Annotated in this window: 15 protein-coding genes and 2 pseudogenes; 10 read left to right on the top strand and 7 right to left on the bottom strand. The window is 55.9% G+C overall.

What is annotated here, in order from left to right; genetic code table 11:
• Positions 1–6 precede the first annotated feature (6 nt).
• The 7 genes from BV390_RS22475 to BV390_RS22505 all read left to right on the top strand — a co-directional run bounded on the left by BV390_RS22475 (position 7) and on the right by BV390_RS22505 (position 5,044).
• Entirely contained in the window at positions 7–321 is a 315-nt protein-coding gene (locus BV390_RS22475; RefSeq protein ID WP_032687893.1) for a putative quinol monooxygenase, read from the top strand.
• Positions 322–330: 9 nt separating this feature from the next.
• Complete coding sequence (locus BV390_RS22480; RefSeq protein WP_047664847.1) at positions 331–1,497, top strand: iron-containing alcohol dehydrogenase; 1,167 nt, start codon at positions 331–333, stop codon at positions 1,495–1,497.
• A gap of 247 nt (positions 1,498–1,744) precedes the next feature.
• Complete coding sequence (locus BV390_RS22485) at positions 1,745–3,142, top strand: cytochrome ubiquinol oxidase subunit I (protein ID WP_032696293.1); 1,398 nt, start codon at positions 1,745–1,747, stop codon at positions 3,140–3,142.
• Complete coding sequence (gene cydB / locus BV390_RS22490) at positions 3,142–4,152, top strand: cytochrome d ubiquinol oxidase subunit II (RefSeq protein ID WP_032687896.1); 1,011 nt, start codon at positions 3,142–3,144, stop codon at positions 4,150–4,152. Before BV390_RS22485 ends, cydB begins: the two co-directional genes overlap by 1 nt.
• Positions 4,152–4,277: a DUF2474 domain-containing protein gene (locus tag BV390_RS22495; protein WP_004861503.1), complete on the top strand. Its 126-nt coding sequence runs from the start codon at positions 4,152–4,154 to the stop codon at positions 4,275–4,277. Before cydB ends, BV390_RS22495 begins: the two co-directional genes overlap by 1 nt.
• Positions 4,278–4,376: 99 nt before the next feature.
• Entirely contained in the window at positions 4,377–4,655 is a 279-nt protein-coding gene (locus tag BV390_RS22500) for a hypothetical protein (RefSeq protein ID WP_046852580.1), read from the top strand.
• A gap of 155 nt (positions 4,656–4,810) precedes the next feature.
• Positions 4,811–5,044 (top strand): DUF2554 family protein, encoded by a 234-nt coding sequence (locus BV390_RS22505; protein WP_032687899.1) that lies wholly within the window; start codon positions 4,811–4,813, stop codon positions 5,042–5,044.
• Positions 5,045–5,057: 13 nt separating this feature from the next.
• Here the strand turns inward: BV390_RS22505 and BV390_RS22510 are convergent, their stop codons facing one another.
• Together BV390_RS22510 and BV390_RS22515 are read right to left on the bottom strand one after the other, a co-directional pair.
• Positions 5,058–7,022, bottom strand: coding sequence for a peptidase U32 family protein (locus tag BV390_RS22510; protein ID WP_085397369.1), 1,965 nt, complete (start codon positions 7,020–7,022; stop codon positions 5,058–5,060).
• Positions 7,023–7,254: 232 nt separating this feature from the next.
• Positions 7,255–7,803, bottom strand: coding sequence for a helix-turn-helix domain-containing protein (locus BV390_RS22515; RefSeq protein WP_032687903.1), 549 nt, complete (start codon positions 7,801–7,803; stop codon positions 7,255–7,257).
• A 160-nt stretch (positions 7,804–7,963) separates the two neighbouring features.
• Here BV390_RS22515 and BV390_RS22520 point away from each other — a divergent pair, with 160 nt between their 5' ends.
• Positions 7,964–9,160: a benzoate/H(+) symporter BenE family transporter gene (locus BV390_RS22520; RefSeq protein ID WP_255380359.1), complete on the top strand. Its 1,197-nt coding sequence runs from the start codon at positions 7,964–7,966 to the stop codon at positions 9,158–9,160.
• On the opposite strand, the gene BV390_RS22525 is transcribed toward BV390_RS22520, so the two are convergent.
• The gene (locus tag BV390_RS22525) at positions 9,140–10,006 is read right to left on the bottom strand and encodes a helix-turn-helix domain-containing protein (RefSeq protein ID WP_032696295.1); all 867 of its coding nucleotides are present in this window, start codon (positions 10,004–10,006) and stop codon (positions 9,140–9,142) included. The genes BV390_RS22520 and BV390_RS22525 overlap by 21 nt on opposite strands.
• A 183-nt stretch (positions 10,007–10,189) precedes the next feature.
• Here BV390_RS22525 and BV390_RS22530 point away from each other — a divergent pair, with 183 nt between their 5' ends.
• Complete coding sequence (locus BV390_RS22530; protein ID WP_032687909.1) at positions 10,190–11,086, top strand: DMT family transporter; 897 nt, start codon at positions 10,190–10,192, stop codon at positions 11,084–11,086.
• A 442-nt stretch (positions 11,087–11,528) separates the two neighbouring features.
• On the opposite strand, the gene BV390_RS22535 is transcribed toward BV390_RS22530, so the two are convergent.
• Together BV390_RS22535 and BV390_RS22540 are read right to left on the bottom strand one after the other, a co-directional pair.
• Entirely contained in the window at positions 11,529–12,197 is a 669-nt protein-coding gene (locus BV390_RS22535; protein WP_032687910.1) for a DUF3313 domain-containing protein, read from the bottom strand.
• Positions 12,198–12,332: 135 nt separating this feature from the next.
• Positions 12,333–13,838 (bottom strand): annotated as a pseudogene (locus tag BV390_RS22540) (ABC transporter substrate-binding protein); the annotation flags it as partial.
• 165 nt (positions 13,839–14,003) lie between these two features.
• On the opposite strand from BV390_RS22540, the gene BV390_RS22545 reads away from it, so the two are divergent.
• A complete protein-coding gene (locus tag BV390_RS22545; RefSeq protein ID WP_085397371.1) occupies positions 14,004–15,104 on the top strand; it encodes a tyrosine-type recombinase/integrase in 1,101 nt (366 codons plus the stop codon).
• Between the two features lie 399 nt (positions 15,105–15,503).
• Here BV390_RS22545 and BV390_RS31575 read toward each other — a convergent pair whose 3' ends face one another.
• Positions 15,504–15,926 carry a site-specific integrase gene (locus BV390_RS31575; RefSeq protein ID WP_001333465.1) on the bottom strand — a complete coding sequence of 141 codons (423 nt, stop codon included), beginning with the start codon at positions 15,924–15,926 and terminating at the stop codon, positions 15,504–15,506.
• Between the two features lie 77 nt (positions 15,927–16,003).
• Positions 16,004–16,117, bottom strand: a pseudogene (locus BV390_RS22555) (helix-turn-helix domain-containing protein); the annotation flags it as partial.
• Positions 16,118–16,276: the final 159 nt, after the last annotated feature.

Here is a 16,276-nt window from a genome sequence, read left to right on the forward strand (position 1 = left end):
CTTTCTATGGGAAATCAGCAGTTACAGGTCATCGCCCACTACTACACTCGTCCGGATGAGATTGAGCACGTGGCAACCGCATTGCACGCCCTCGCAGCAGCCACGCGTCAGGAGACGGACAATCTCTCCTATGCCTTCTTTCAGTCCCGGGAAGATCGTCGGCACTTCGTGATCCTCGAGCGTTATCGCCACGCAGGCGGGCTCGATGCGCACCGGGCGACCCCGCATTTTCAACACCTGGGCCTCGAAGTGATAGCCCCGTTGCTGGATAAAAAAGAGGTGGAGAGCTTTTTAGTTCCGCAGACAGACAACGACAGATAAGGAGTCAGTATGCCCCCATCAGGAAAGGCCTTCACCTTCACCACCGTCGGGACCGTTCTCGTCGAATGGCAAGGTGCGACGCGACTGGGCGAAATCGTCCAGCGCTACTTTCAGGCCAGGCGAATCTTACTGGTCACCGACCCCGGCCTGGTGAGCGCCGGTGTGCTGGCACCGGTGGAGGACGCATTGCGCCGCAGCGGCTATACGGTAACCCGATTCGACCGGGTCGTCGCCGACCCGCCCGCCGAGTTGGCCCTGCGTGCGGCGGAACAGGCCCGTGAGGCACGCTGCGACATGGTCATTGGGATCGGCGGCGGCTCCTCGCTGGATGTGGCGAAAATGGCCGCCGTGCTCGCGCCGTCGCAGCAGCCGCTCGAGGCGATGTACGGCATAGATAAGGTCGAAGGGACGCGTCTGCCGCTGATGCAAATCCCGACGACGGCCGGAACCGGGTCCGAAGTGACCAACATCGCGATTCTCACCACCGGTGAAAACAGCAAAATGGGCGTTGTGGCCCCGCAACTGTATTGCGATGTGGTCCTGCTGGATGCCCACCTGACGCTCGGCTTGCCCCCGGTGCATACCGCGGCCGCCGCAATTGATGCGATGGTCCATGCCATCGAAGCCTATACTAGCGCCCATAAAAAAAATCCGCTATCGGATGCGCTGGCCCGCGAAGCGCTGCGGTTGATGACTCGTCATCTGCTCAACGCTTGTCGCCACGGGCAGGATCGCGAGGCGCGCGAAGGGGTGCTACTCGGGGCGATGCTGGCAGGTCAGGCCTTTGCCAACGCGCCGGTGGCAGCCGTTCATGCGCTCGCCTATCCACTTGGCGGACGCTATCACGTGCCCCACGGCCTCTCAAACGCCCTGATGCTGATCCCCGTTTTGCATTTCAATGCTCCCGTAGCGGGGGCGCTGTATGCAGAACTTGCGGCGGCTATCGGTCTACAGACCGGTGGCGATGTGCAACGGGATAGCGCGGCATTCATTGCCGAAATGACCCGTCTTATCGTTGCCAGCGGCGCGCCGCAGCGCTTGCGAGATGTCGGAGTTGATAAAGCTCAACTGCCGCTGCTCGCCCGGGATGCCATGCTGCAAACCCGGCTGTTGGTGAATAACCCGGTGACGGTCAACGAGGGCGACGCGCTGCGGCTTTATCAACAGGCCTTTTAAGACCGTTCGCGCCGCGGATTGACTCAAGCGCAACGCGGCGCGCATTTTTTCTCCGGCGTACGCAGCGACCAGCCGCAGATAACATCCCGCTCGTGGATCATCATCATCGCGTCGACAGGCCGACTCCCCCGATAAAAGGCATAACAGTCAGGCAACTGTTATCACAAAAAATAGCCTTTCTGCCTCTGCAACCCGAAACTCTCGCCACCTAGAATTGCGCTGAATCAATTTTCTTGCGGAGTTCTGCATGTTCGGTCTTGATGCATTCCACCTGGCGCGAATTCAATTCGCCTTTACCGTCTCATTTCACATTATCTTTCCCGCCATAACCATCGGCCTGGCCAGCTATCTGGCGGTACTGGAAGGGTTGTGGCTGAAGACAAAAAATCCTGTCTGGCGCTCGCTCTACCACTTCTGGTCAAAGATTTTCGCCGTTAACTTCGGCATGGGCGTCGTCTCCGGTCTGGTGATGGCCTACCAGTTCGGCACCAACTGGAGCGGTTTTTCCGAGTTTGCCGGCAGTATTACCGGCCCGCTGCTGACTTATGAAGTCCTGACCGCCTTCTTCCTTGAGGCCGGGTTCCTCGGGGTCATGCTCTTTGGCTGGAACCGCGTCAGCCCCGGCATGCACTTTTTCGCCACCTGCATGGTCGCGCTGGGGACCATCATCTCGACCTTCTGGATCCTCGCCTCCAACAGCTGGATGCAGACGCCGCAGGGATTTGAAATCGTTAACGGCCAGGTGGTTCCCGTCGACTGGTTCGCGGTTATCTTCAACCCGTCGTTCCCGTATCGTCTGCTTCATATGACGGTAGCGGCTTTTCTTAGCAGCGCGCTGTTCGTCGGCGCCTCGGCGGCGTGGCATCTGCTGCGCGGTAATAACACGCCGGCAATTCGCGCAATGTTTTCAATGGCGCTGTGGATGACGCTTATCGTTGCCCCCATTCAGGCGATGATTGGCGATATGCACGGCCTGAACACCCTGAAACATCAGCCGGCAAAAATTGCCGCCATCGAGGGACACTGGGAAAACCGGCCGGGGGAACCGACGCCCCTGCTGCTGTTCGGCTGGCCGGATATGGCGCAGGAGCGCACCCGCTATGGCCTTGAGATCCCGGCACTCGGTAGCCTGATCCTGACGCATAGTCTGGATAAACAGGTTCCTGCCCTGAAAGAATTCGCGCCGCAGGACCGCCCCAACTCGACCATTGTCTTCTGGTCATTTCGCCTGATGGCCGGGCTCGGCATGCTGATGATCCTGCTTGGAGCGCTGGCGCTGTGGCTGCGCTACCGCCAGCGCCTGTATCAGTCGAAACCCTTTCTGCGCTTTGCCCTGTGGATGGGCCCTTCCGGGCTGATTGCCATTCTCGCCGGTTGGGTCACCACCGAGGTGGGCCGTCAGCCCTGGGTGGTCTATGGCGTACAGCGCACTGCCGATGCCGTCTCCGCCCATGGCGACCTGCATATGACTATCAGTCTGCTGACCTTTTTCATCGTCTATAGCTCGGTATTTGGCGTCGGCTACAGCTATATGCTGCGCCTGATCCGCAAAGGACCGCAGACCTTCAATCCACCGCTATCCGGTACCCCGGCCCGCCCGCTCTCCGCGGCAACGGAAGGTTTTCAGCATAAGGAGTCCCGCTAATGGGGATCGATCTCTCAGTTATCTGGTTCGTCATTATCGTCTTCGCCACCCTGATGTACATCGTGATGGATGGCTTCGATTTAGGGATCGGCATTTTGTTCTCGACCACCCGTGATGCTGAAGACCGTGACGTCATGGTTAACAGCGTGGCGCCGGTCTGGGACGGCAACGAAACCTGGCTGGTGCTTGGCGGCGCCGGGCTGTTCGGCGCGTTTCCCCTCGCCTATGCGGTGATTATCGATGCGCTGGCCATCCCGCTAACGTTAATGCTCATCGGCCTGATTTTTCGCGGCGTGGCTTTTGAGTTTCGCTTTCAGGCAACGCCGTCACACCGCCCGTTCTGGGATCGCGCTTTTCTTGGCGGCTCGCTGCTGGCCACCTTTTCCCAGGGAGTGGTTGTTGGGGCGGTCATTAATGGCTTTTCGGTGAGCGGACGCGCGTTTAGCGGCGGGATGCTCGACTGGCTGACGCCGTTTACCCTGTTCTGCGGTCTCGGATTAACTATTGCCTATGCGCTGCTGGGCGCCACCTGGCTGGTCATGAAGAGCGAAAATCCGCTGCAGGACAAAATGCGCCATACCTCGCGGACGCTGCTGCTGGCGCTGCTGATCGCAATCGCCGTCATCAGCCTGTGGACGCCGCTGGCGCAGCCGGCCATCGCCGCCCGTTGGTTCACTCTGCCGAACCTCTTTTTCCTGCTGCCGGTTCCCCTGCTGGTTGTGGCGTTCGGGGCCTGGCTGTGGCGGGACCTGCGCAACCCACACCGCCATGCGCTGCCCTTTATTCTGACGCTGGGCCTGGTGTTTCTCGGCTTCAGCGGTCTGGGGATCAGTATCTGGCCGCACATTATTCCGCCGGGCATTACGCTGTGGCAGGCCGCCGCGCCGCCGCAGAGCCAGGGCTTCATGCTGGTAGGCGCCCTGCTGATTATTCCGGTGATCCTCGGCTATACCTTCTGGAGCTATTACGTGTTTCGCGGCAAAGTCCAACATGGTGAGGGGTATCATTGATGAATCAGTCACGACTGAAGCAATTATTATGGATGGTCGCGCTGTGGGGGACCAGCGTGCTGGCGCTGGGGGCAGTCAGTATGCTTTTTCGCTTTTTAATGACCGCCGCCGGGCTGAAAGTTTAATCCCCGGCGCTGCGGATTACTCTGATTAGCAAGAACTCCATTGTCTCTCCATTTTTATTTGCTGAAATCTCAAAGCACATAAAAATAAAGGATGTAGCGATGAAAAAGATTGTCTTGTTATCTGCGGCGATGTCGTTGGCGCTCTCTTCCCTGACCTTTGCGGCCGATAATCCCCCGCCGCCTCCGGGGAAAGCGGCCGCAGGCCAACAGCATAACGGCCACAATAAGAACCTGCAGCAGCACAGCGCTAAACGGCCAGCGCAGAGCGCACAGCATAACGGCAAACCGTCGTCGAAAGGCAAGTCGCCCGCACACGGCAACCAACAGCCGCCGAAAGACGGCCAGCACAATGGCAAACCGTTGCCACCGAAAAAATAATCCTGCTGTGGCCCGACGCGTGCATCGCGCCGGGCTTTTTTTCGCCATTCGTCAGGAAAGACTGACGCAGACTTTGCTCTTCTTTGATAACCCGATAATAAAGCTCAAGAAATTCAGAGCATAGTAGCCCCACTCGTCTGTCACTGGAAATAGATATGCTCAAGAGATGCGTTTCGGCGTTAGTGCTGATGTGTGCGTTATTTTCCGGCCATCTGCTGGCCCGCAAACAAGGACATGAATACTTCCCGGTACAAAGCCTCGAACAGCAGCTGCTGCACGAGGCCGACAGTGATGAGCTGCGCAGCCAGCGGAACGAGGCCGCCGCCGATCTGCGCGAACGTCACCACTGGCAGAATGCGCGCAAACCGAAAATGGACTTCCGCCAGTAGCGTCTGCCGTCGATCAGGCGCCTTTACGCTTTGGCAGGGTCTTCAACAGCTCATCCGGACTGACCGAGGCGACAACGCTCCCCGGAAGCGGCATTTTCAAAATATGATTTTTCATTTTGCCGATGACGTGCATTTCGCACGGACGGCAGTCGAATTTCAGCGTCAGCACTTCATCACCGTGAATGAGCTGCATCGGCGTCGCTTTCCAGCTCTTAATCGAACCCTTAGCCTGCTTCGGACATAAATTGAAGGCAAAACGCAGACAGTGTTTAGTGATCATCACCGGCACGTCGCCCTTCTCTTCATGCGCTTCATAGGCCGCATCGATCAGCTCTACGCCATAGCGCTGGTAAAACGCACGCGCCTTATGGTTATAGACGTTGGCAAGGAACGACAGATGGGTTTCAGGGTAAACCGGCGGCGGCACGGAAACCGCTTTACGCTGGCCGCGCGGCGCGGCATTCACCCGCGCCTCGTCCAGGCGTTCTACCGTTTCCCGACGCAGTTGGTTCAGCAGGCTATTCGGCACAAACAGCGCCCCGGGGAGATTGATCTGCACATCGCGGGCAAAATAGATTGTCTGCCCCAGCTTGGCCACGCCGTCCCGCAGGTTCGCCAGCGCTTTCTCCGCCTGGGTCGCTTCGGCAAACTCGCCGTCCAGGGTGTGGGTGACGCTGACGCCATCTTCGCAGGTCATCGTCAGCACCAGCTGCTCCTGCCAGCCGCTGAGGTTGATGTCGACCGCAATCCTCCGCTCGCTGGAGGTCTTTTGCAAAGCCTGCTGCCAGTTATGGTCGAGGTTACGGTTCAACACCTGGTGCGGCCGAACTTTATGCAGATCGGCCGGCATCTCGTTCGGCCATACGCGATAGCGATTTTCGCCGGTTTTTTCCACCGTGTTGGCGCGGAAACCGACGATTTCGCGCTTAATCATCACGTTGAGGCCATCGCCATTGGTCAGCGCCTCGGTCACTTCAACATCCAGGTGGTCTTTAGCCACTTTCAGCACTTCACCCACCGGCAGGCCGATAAATTTCGGTGAATCAAACGCGCCGATGTCGCCTTTGCGCGCATTGACAAAGTAGTCGGTGCTGCCGCGATGGAAGGTTTTATCCGTCGAGGGGACGAAAAAGTGTTCGGTGCGCCCGGCGGACGAACGCATCAGATCGCCGCGATCTTCAATAATCGCGTCGAGCATCTGACGATAGTGCGCGGTGATGTTCTTCACGTAGCTCATATCTTTGTAGCGACCTTCAATTTTGAAGGAGCGCACGCCGGCATCGATCAACTGGGCCAGGTTGGCGGTCTGATCGTTGTCTTTCATCGACAGAAGGTGTTTCTCATAGGCCACCACGCGGCCCTGGTCATCTTTCAGGGTATACGGCAAACGGCACGCCTGGGAGCAGTCGCCGCGGTTGGCGCTGCGCCCGGTCTGGGCATGAGAGATATTGCACTGCCCGGAATAGGCCACGCACAGGGCGCCGTGAATAAAGAACTCGATCGTCGCGTCGGTATTATCGTAAATCGCTTTAATCTGTTGCAGGTTGAGCTCGCGCGCCAGCACGATTTGGCTAAAGCCGACGTCGGAGAGGAATTTTGCCTTCTCGACGCTGCGAATATCGCACTGGGTGCTGGCGTGCAGCTCAATCGGCGGAATATCCAGCTCCATCACCCCCATATCCTGCACGATCAGCGCATCAACGCCGGTTTCATACAGGTCGGTAATCAGTCGCTGCGCCGGTTCCAGCTCATCATCGTGCAGGATCGTATTCAGCGTCACAAAGATTTTCGCGCCGTAGCGATGGGCGAAAGGCACCAGTCCGGCGATATCGCTGAGGCTGTTGCTGGCGTTGTGGCGTGCGCCGAAACCCGGTCCGCCGATATAAACCGCGTCTGCGCCGTGTAAAATCGCTTCACGGGCGATCCCGACATCGCGGGCGGGGCTAAGAAGTTCAAGATGATGGTTGTGCAGGCGCATACGCTCGTCGTTATCCGTTATAGGGGGTCGAAATGGCGGCTATTGTAGTCAGAAGTGGGCACAGACGAAATCATTTTCCATCACGGGGAATGGGTGAATTTTCAGTTTCCAGCAAAGCATTGAAGGAAAAGGTATTTCCTTCGCAAAACGTCTACGGTTACAGTCATCACGTATTCCGGATTTTCCTCGTCACGTTGTGAGTGGTTACATTAATCATTTGATTGGCCGCAGGTTAAATCTCTGCGGCTTTTTCTTTGGGATAATGAATCAGCGAGTGAAAATGGGCCGTTTGCGCGCCGCTGTTACGATAGGCATGCGCCAGATCTCCGGCAAACCGCCGCCCTTCTCCGCTCGTTAGCGTCAGCCACTCCCCCTGCAGACACAGATCCAGCACGCCGCTTATCACCACCACATGTTCAATCACCCCTTTCTCGTGCGGCGTGGATTCGCTGAGCGCGCCGGGGGCGAGAGTAATCGAGAAGTGGTCAAAACGCAGCTCCGGGTCCCACGGGAAAATGGGCGTCACTACCATCGCCTGCTGCTGCGGGTCAAAGGCGGTCGGCGCGGTCGATTCATCGGCGACGATAAACGCCGAGAAAGGCACGTTCAGACCGGTGGCGATTTTCCACAAGGTCGCCACCGTCGGGCTGGATTCATTTCGCTCAACCTGCCCGAGCATCGCTTTTGACACCCCGGTCTCTTCCGCCAGTCGCGACAGACTCCAGCCGCGCTGTTGACGCAGCGTTTTCAGGGTCGTCGCCAGATGTTGCGCAATATTCATTCCACCTCCTGATATGCTCAGCAGAAATTATACGCGCATTCGTATGATTCTACAGGGAGTTTCGTCGGGAAACGCGTCTGGAACTGCCGGGACGACGATGACGGCGGCATGGAAAGAGGGAAAAGATGGTTGTGCGCTATAGCGCACGGTGCTACATTTTATCGGATGTTATAACGCACAAGAGGTCACTATGCGCTCGTTCTCACTCCCGCTGCCAACGCTGCTCGCCGGGTTTATCGCCGTCCTGGTCGGCTACGCCAGCTCAGCCGCCATTATCTGGCAAGCCGCCGCCAGCGCAGGTGCCAATGCGGATCAGATAGCCGGCTGGATGACGGCCCTCGGCCTGGGGATGGGGATCAGCACGCTGGCCCTCACGCTATGGCGCAAAGTGCCGATCCTTACCGCCTGGTCAACCCCCGGCGCCGCGCTACTGGTCAGCGGCTTACAGGGCGCGACGCTGAACCAGGCGGTCGGCGTGTTTATCTTTGCCAATGGTCTAATGGTGCTATGCGGGCTGACCGGCCTTTTTGCCAGGCTGATGAAAATTATCCCCCACTCGCTCGCCGCCGCCATGCTGGCAGGGATTTTACTGCGCTTCGGCCTGCAGGCCTTCGCCACCCTTGAAGACCATCTCCTGCTGTGCGGCGCAATGCTGGCAGCCTGGCTGCTGTGTAAAGCGCTGTATCCACGCTTTGCGGTAGTAGCAGCGCTGCTGGTCGGCGGCGCCATCGCCGTGTTCTCCGGCAATGTCGCCGGGAACCACATCAGCCTTGCTTTTGTCGCCCCGGAATATATCGCGCCGCAGTTTACCCCGTCACTGCTGCTCAGCGTCGGCGTGCCGTTCTTCCTGGTCACCATGGCCTCGCAAAACGCCCCCGGGTTCGCCACGATGCAGGCTTCCGGTTATCGGGTGCCCGTGTCGCCGCTGATTGTCGCGACCGCCGGACTGGCGCTGATACTGTCCCCTTTTGGCGTCTACTCCATCTGTATTGCCGCCATTACCGCCGCCATCTGCCAAAGTCCGGAGGCCCATCCTGACCCGCAGCGGCGCTGGCTGGCCGCTGCCGCCGCGGGCGGTTTTTATCTGCTGGCCGGGCTGTTCGGCGGTTCGATTACCGCCTTGATGTCCGCGCTGCCGACGGCGTGGATTCAGATGCTGGCAGGGCTGGCGCTGCTCGGAACGCTTGGCGGGAGTCTGTTTCAGGCGCTGAATCAGGAGAATGAACGCGATGCGGCGGGGGTGACGTTTCTGGTCACCGCCAGCGGCGTGACCTTAGCGGGAATCGGCTCGGCATTCTGGGGGCTGGTGCTCGGCGGCGTGAGTTTCGCCCTGCTGTCAGCGCTGCGCCGCACGTAACTGCGAAGGGGTCAGACCGGTGGCGCTTTTCACCCGGTTGCTGAAATGGCTGGCGGAGCTGAAACCGCAGGCCATCGCGATATCGGTCAACGGCCGGGCGCTGCGGCAGATAAGCTCCTGCGCTTTGACCATCCGCCGCTGCATCACATACTGGTGCGGCGCCATGTTCATTGACTGCCGGAACATCCGCGCGAAGTGATATTCGCTGAGCGCCGCCTCCTGCGCCAGATCGGCCAGCGTCAGCGGCTGATCCAGGTTCTCCTCAACCCACGCCAGCAGATTACGCAGAACGTGCGGCGCCAGGCCACCGGAGACCGTGGGCAACCGCCACTGAACGTTCGAGTAGTGCTGAATAAGATGGGTCAGCAGCAGCGTGCTGGCGGAGCTTAAGGTCAGTTGGTTGGCCTGCTGCTGCCAGTCGTAATCGAGAAGAAACTGGCGATAGACGGCGGTAATTTTATCATCCCGGGAAAAGGTCTGTTCCTGCAGACTAAACGAGGCCGGGCTGCGGTCCCAGATCTGCTCGCCGACCCGACGCAGATGGTCGTCGGTACAGTACAGATGCACGAACGAGAGGTCGCCGCGAATATCCCAGGTGCTCTCAGCCCCCTTCGGCATCAGGCAAAAACGGTCCGGACCCCCGCCGTTTTTCCAGCCGGCGGGGGTTTTCTGATAACTTTCGTAGCCATCCGCGACGTACAGACTCAGGGTATGGTGGTCGCTGCGCACCGTCACCGTATCGCGATTGTTATACCACGCCGCCAGTTGAATACCGGAGTTGAGCTCCACCGTCTCCCGCAGGACGGCTTTTTGTCGGCGTAATGTTTCGAACGTCCCGTAAGCCATGGCCTTCACACATCTGATTTCGTAAACCCCTAGTCTATGAAGAGTCGGCAGCGGATACCAGATCTCTCCGGTCATTCGGTAAAAATAAGCGCAAGAATTTGCAAATCCAGCCCGCAAGGATGACAGCGGCGGCGCTCAAAAACCGCCACACTGCGTCTTTGGTGTGCTTATGGGAGAAATATTTTGAACGCAATACTGTACGGGCTGGTGGTCGTTATCTGGGGAACGACATGGATTGCCATCTTTTTACAACAGGGGCCGGTCTCCGCGCCGGTCTCCATTTTCTGGCGTTTCGCGGTCGCCAGCGTCACGATGCTGGCGATTCTGCTGGCAACCCGTCGTCTGCGTCCGCTGGCGCTGCGCGATCATCTGTTCTGTGTAGTGCAGGGCTGCTGCGTCTTCTGTTTCAACTTCTGGTGCTTTTATACCGCCGCCGCGCACATCAACACCGGTCTTGAATCGGTTATTTTTTCCATGGCGGTCCTGTTTAACGCCATCAACGGGTTTATTTTCTTCCGTCAGCAGCCGCCCGCTCGTTTCTGGCTTGCCGCCGCGCTTGGCCTCGTGGGGATTATCACGCTGTTCTGGGACGATCTGCTCAGTAACGGGCTCAACGCCTCCCTGCTGTGGGGAATTGGTCTCAGCGCGCTGGGAACCTACGGTTTTTCTCTCGGCAATATGCTCAGTATGCGCCACCAGCGCCGTGGTCTGGAAACCCTGACCACCAACAGCTGGGCGATGCTCTACGGCACCCTGGTGATGGGAGCTATCGCTCTGGTGCGCGGCGATGATTTCACGCCCCAGTGGACGTTGAGCTATATGGGCGCGCTGCTATACCTGGCGCTGTTCGGATCGGTGATTGCGTTCGGCGCTTACTTTACGCTGGTTGGCCGGATTGGCGCCGGCAAAGCCGCCTACAGTACCCTGCTGTTCCCGCTGGTGGCCCTGACGATTTCGACCTTTTACGAAGGCTACGTCTGGCACAGCAACGCGGTTATCGGGCTGGCGCTGATTCTGGTGGGGAATCTGGTGATGTTTGCCCGTCCCGAGCAGTGGTTCCTGCGCCGCAGACTGGCTTAATTCCTGCCGGCTGACATAAAACAGGCGCCCTCGTGAAGGGCGCCTGAGACTTGTGACAAGCCTGTTTTGAACATCGTGCCCACATTTTGCCGGGTGGCGGCTGACGCCTGACCCGGCCTACAAAACCCGTCATCGCTAAGATTTGCACAAGCTCTGTAGGCCCGTACAAGCGCAGCGCCATCGGGCAATTTAAGAGGCTTGCTCTGTCAACAATCCAGTGCGCTATCCCGAAGGGTGCCTGAGATTCATGACAGGCCCGTTTTAAACATCGTGCCCACGTTTTGCCGGGTGGCGGCTGACGCCTGACCCGGCCTACAAAACCCGTCATCGCTAAGATTTGCACAAGCTCTGTAGGCCCGTACAAGCGCAGCGCCGTCGGGCAATGTGATTTGCCGACAATCTGAGACGCCCTTCAGGAGGCGCCTTTTGCGTTGTCGCAGGATTATTTCTGCGTTGGGTCAAATTTCACGGCATCGATCGCCATGTCATCAATCACCTGTTTCAGGGTATCAATGGTCATCGGCGTACTTTCGTTCGCCAGCGCTTTGCCCTCGCCCTTACGCACCACTTTGACCACCGGTTTATTGGTCGCCGGGTCAATCAGCTCCCCTTCAAAGTAGAGGTTGGTATCCATTGTCCGGTGCCCGGTCGCCATCTGCGTTCCTGCCACCACCATCGCGACCGGAACCACTTCATAGAATTGCAGCCCCTCTTTACTGGAATCCACGCCGGTGATCGCGCCGCGGAAAATCAGGCTGCGCGGGCCGGGTTTCGCTACCAGCGGTTTACGCTCGGCTATCGCCTGCTTCATCTGTTTGTTGGTATAAGTGAGAATATCGCTCAGCGCTTTTTCCCCAACCTGGGTAGAGGGTTTTGGCACCGGGTAATAGGTAATCGGGTTATAGACGATGCTATCGTAGTTTTGCGGATTGTAATCCGCAGCGATCCAGCGCAGTTCTGGCTTACCAGAAGCCGACGTCGTTTCTTTTAAGTTCGAATAGTCTTTTAAGAAACCAGAATATTTTTCCGGGGCGGCAATTTTTGAGGCACAGCCCGCGAGTGCTAACAGACCAGCAAGTGCTGCCACTTTAAAAATGAAATGAGTACGCATGAGTGAATCCCTGTAAATGCAGTTGTCGGCGCGATTTATAGCAAAATACCAAGGTAAGTTTTGTGACAAAAAAAGGGGAACGTCAAACGTTTGAAAAAATAAATCCGCCACGGTGGGCGGATTGACATTTATTGTTTACTTTATGTCGACCTGATAGAAAATATGCTTGCCAAAAGGATCAATTTCATAGTCAGAAATTTCTTTGCGTACCGGTTCAAAAATAGTCGAATGCGCAATCATCACCGCCGGCATTTGGTCATGCATCATCTGTTGCGCCTGTTTATACAGCGCTTCGCGTTTTGGACGATCGGTAATCGATTTTGCCTCGGCGATAATTTTATCAAATGGCTGATAGCACCATTTCGCCGAGTTAGAGCCGCCGTTTGCCGACTGACAGGTAAATAGCGGCCCGAAGAAGTTGTCGGGATCGCCGGTCGCCGTGGTCCAGCCCATCAACGCCGCCTGATGCTCGCCATCTTTTACCCGCTTCAGATATTCACCCCATTCATAGGTGGTGATTTTGGTCTGTACGCCGATTTTAGCCCAGTCGGCCTGAATCATTTCCGCCATCCGCTTAGCGTTGGGGTTATAAGGACGCTGCACCGGCATCGCCCACAGATCGATCGTTAACGGACCGCTAATACCCGCCTCCTGCAGCAGCGCTTTGGCTTTCTGCGGGTCATAGTCATAATCTTTCAGTTCCGCGTCCGCGCTCCATACCCCCGGCGGCAGCAGGTTTTTCGCCTGCGTGCCGGTACCGTGGAACACCGCTTCAATAATCGCCGGCTTATTAATCGCCATCGCCAGGGCCTGACGCACTTTGACATTGTCCAGCGGCGGTTTTTGCGTATTAAAAGCAAGGAACCCGGTATTCAAGCCAGCTTTATTCAGCAGATGAATGTTTTTATTTTCCTTCATCCTGGGCAAATCGGCCGGATTAGGAAATGGCATCACCTGGCATTCATTCTTTTCCAGTTTGGCATAGCGCACCGAAGCGTCCGGGGTAATGCTAAAAACCAGCCGATCGATTTTTGCTTTCCCCTGCCAGTAGTCCGGGAAGGCGGTATAAAGAATGCGGGAATCTTTCTGATACTGCGCCAGCTTAAAGGGACCGGTGCCAATCGGGTCGGAATCGACGCGCTGCGGGGTACCGGCTTTGAGCATCGCATCCGCATATTCCGCCGATAACACAGAGGCAAAATACCACGCCAGGTCTGCCACAAACGGCGCTTCGGCGCGGGCCAACGTAAAGCGCACCGTATACTCATCAGGCTTATCAATAGCGGTAATTAACTGGCCAAACTCCAGGCTTTCAAAGTTAGAGTAGCTGCCGCCGGAGACGTTGTGATAAGGATGCTGCGGATCTTTTTGCCGCATAAAGGAGAAAATCACATCGTCGGCATTAAAATCGCGGGTGGGCGTGAAATATTTATTACTTTGAAACTTCACCCCTTTGCGTAAATGGAAGGTATAGACTTTTCCGTCGTCGCTGACCTCCCAGCTTTCCGCGAGGCTCGGCTGCAGTTCGGTGGTGCCCACCTTAAAGTCAACCAGCCGGTTATAAACCGGAACCGCGCTGGCGTCCACGCTGGTACCGGAGGTGTAGAGCTGAGGATTGAAATTCTCCGGCGATCCTTCGGATACTCAAAAACACCCGCAAAATTAAAATACAGTATATTCAATGCAATATGTTATTTTACTGATTTTTCATACAGTACAATTATGGATTGTTTTTGCCTATTTTTTGCCGTTTTATTATTATCAGCACCCCACACAGCACCCCATAAAACGAGGGAGTGATAAAGCATGGCGTTCTTCACCATAGAGAAACGGCTTCGTAGCGACGGAACAGCCAGGTACCGCTGTACGGTTGGCGTCAAAAAGAACGGGAAATACGTTTACAGGGAGAACCAAACGTTCTCAAAGAACACCCTCGCTAAATCATGGGGCGCTAAACGAGTGGCTTATCTCGAAGAGCATGGCATACAACATAAGGCGCAGGAAGGTGCTCCAGAGTTAATCCTGACCGTCGGAGATTTACTTCAGAAGTACGAGCAGCACCCCAACATCAAGGTTGGCCGCTCGAAAAAAAGCGCTATTGCCGTCCTCGGACGATCCCCTATCGCGGATGTCAAACTCGCCGAGCTTAAGCCCTCAGATTTCATTTCACATTGTCAGATGAGGAAGGCGCAAGGGATCTCACCATCAACGATTTCAAAGGATATCACTGAACTTGGCGTTGCCCTGGAATCAGCGGCGCCTCTCTTCAGTATAAGAGTCGACCCAACCCCTCTTGCTGATGCAAAAAAATGGCTGCGGAATATGGGGCTGATCTCCGCATCGCAAAAGCGGAGCCGGCGGCCGACCTCCGAAGAGATTAACCGAATACTGGAAGTGTTAGAGAGGAAGGCCTTACGGGCTTTATCTGGCGCCCCCTTTGACAAAATTTTTATGTTCTCAATCCTGACATGCATGCGCATTGGCGAGGTTTGCCGCATTAAGTGGTCCGACGTAAGCGAGAGCCAGCGGGCAGTCATCGTGCGAGACAGGAAGGATCCGCGTAAAAAGGAAGGAAATCATATGTCAGTTCCGTTGCTGGGGGATGCCTGGACCATTTTGCAGCGTCAGCCGAAAAATGATGAAAGAATATTCCCCTATAACGAAAAAACTATTACTGACATGTTTCGGCGCGTTCGTGATGAGCTGGGCATTGAAGATCTGAGATATCACGACCTACGCCGCGAGGGGGCAAGTCGTCTGTTTGAAGCGGGGTTCAGTATTGAAGAGGTTGCGCAGGTCACGGGCCACCGTTCACTGAATATTTTATGGCAGGTTTACACTGAGTTATTTCCTAAAACTCTGCATGATAAGTTCGATAAGTTGCAGAAAGACAAAGTTAATAAGTAAAATCATCGCCGACTGTACGGCATGAACACCTACAGTTCTCCTACCCGACAGGTCTTGTATACGGCTGCCGGGTGGGATTTTACATCAAATCGTCATCCTTGCTTCATGCAGTGTGCTATCCGGGAGTTATTTATAATATCGTCTTCCCCCCCCTCCTATCACATCGGCCAGCAACACAATGTTTTAACTGCTCAGACCAGAAATATCTGGAAGCTTTAGGCATATTCTTGGAAGATAGACGAGCGCAAAGACGCACACAGCAATGATGTTATGTAGTATTTCCCCCTTGAGTGTGCCTGCTCAAGGGGATTTTTTACCGCCGTATTGTACCGGCAAATATTTGTAAATCGTCTTCACTCCCACGCCTGTCACATCGGCCACACGCTACTGGACAGGCGCTTAGTCCGGTATGTTTCTCGCGCTACTACTGCTTACGTTAACGTCTGGTAATGATCTAGCGGCGCGACGTAAAGCGGCGTTGAAAGCAATTATAGTGACCGGCCGGCGATGGTACTTCACACGGTTAGAATGACTCTGAAATAAATAAACATCTTCTGGATAGCGTTCTCTTCTACGAGCAATCATCGCCTCCACTGGAGGGGTTGATTTAACACGTAGCTCCTTCAGGTGACCCTGTTTTCGTATCAGTATCAAGTCACCATCAATATCATCATATCGAATACTCAGCAGCCTTCCAGCGCTTAAACCCGTGTGAAAAATTAACGCCCACAAGTCAGCCCATGTATCTGAGATGGAAACAAGATTGCTGTTAATAGTTAAAAATTGCTCAAAACTTATTGTTTTCTTACCGTTCACGAACAAACCAAACTGTTTTCAAAGCTGAATGAATTGATTAAGCCAAACGTAACATATCAGGAAAAGTAGTGAAATCTTTGTCTTCAAGTCGCCGGGAGGTACTTGTAGATTGTTTTCACGTCCACGCCTGTCACATCAGCCACCTGCTGCCGGGTTGCACCGTTCTCCAGCATTCGTCGCGCCCGCTCGACAACCTCACCCTATCAAACAGGGCTATCATCCTGCATCAGATCGATGATGGTATGCGTTACCACTCCTCCAACCTCAACGTCGTCGAGAGCCTCTCCCTCGATCGCCTCACCGTCAGCCGTTATAAGCGCCCTTCCCATGAGCTTTGCAAACTCAGCACGCCCGTC

The sequence above is a fragment of the Klebsiella sp. YJ genome (assembly GCF_002108615.1).
Classification (GTDB): Bacteria; Pseudomonadota; Gammaproteobacteria; order Enterobacterales; family Enterobacteriaceae; genus Klebsiella; species Klebsiella planticola.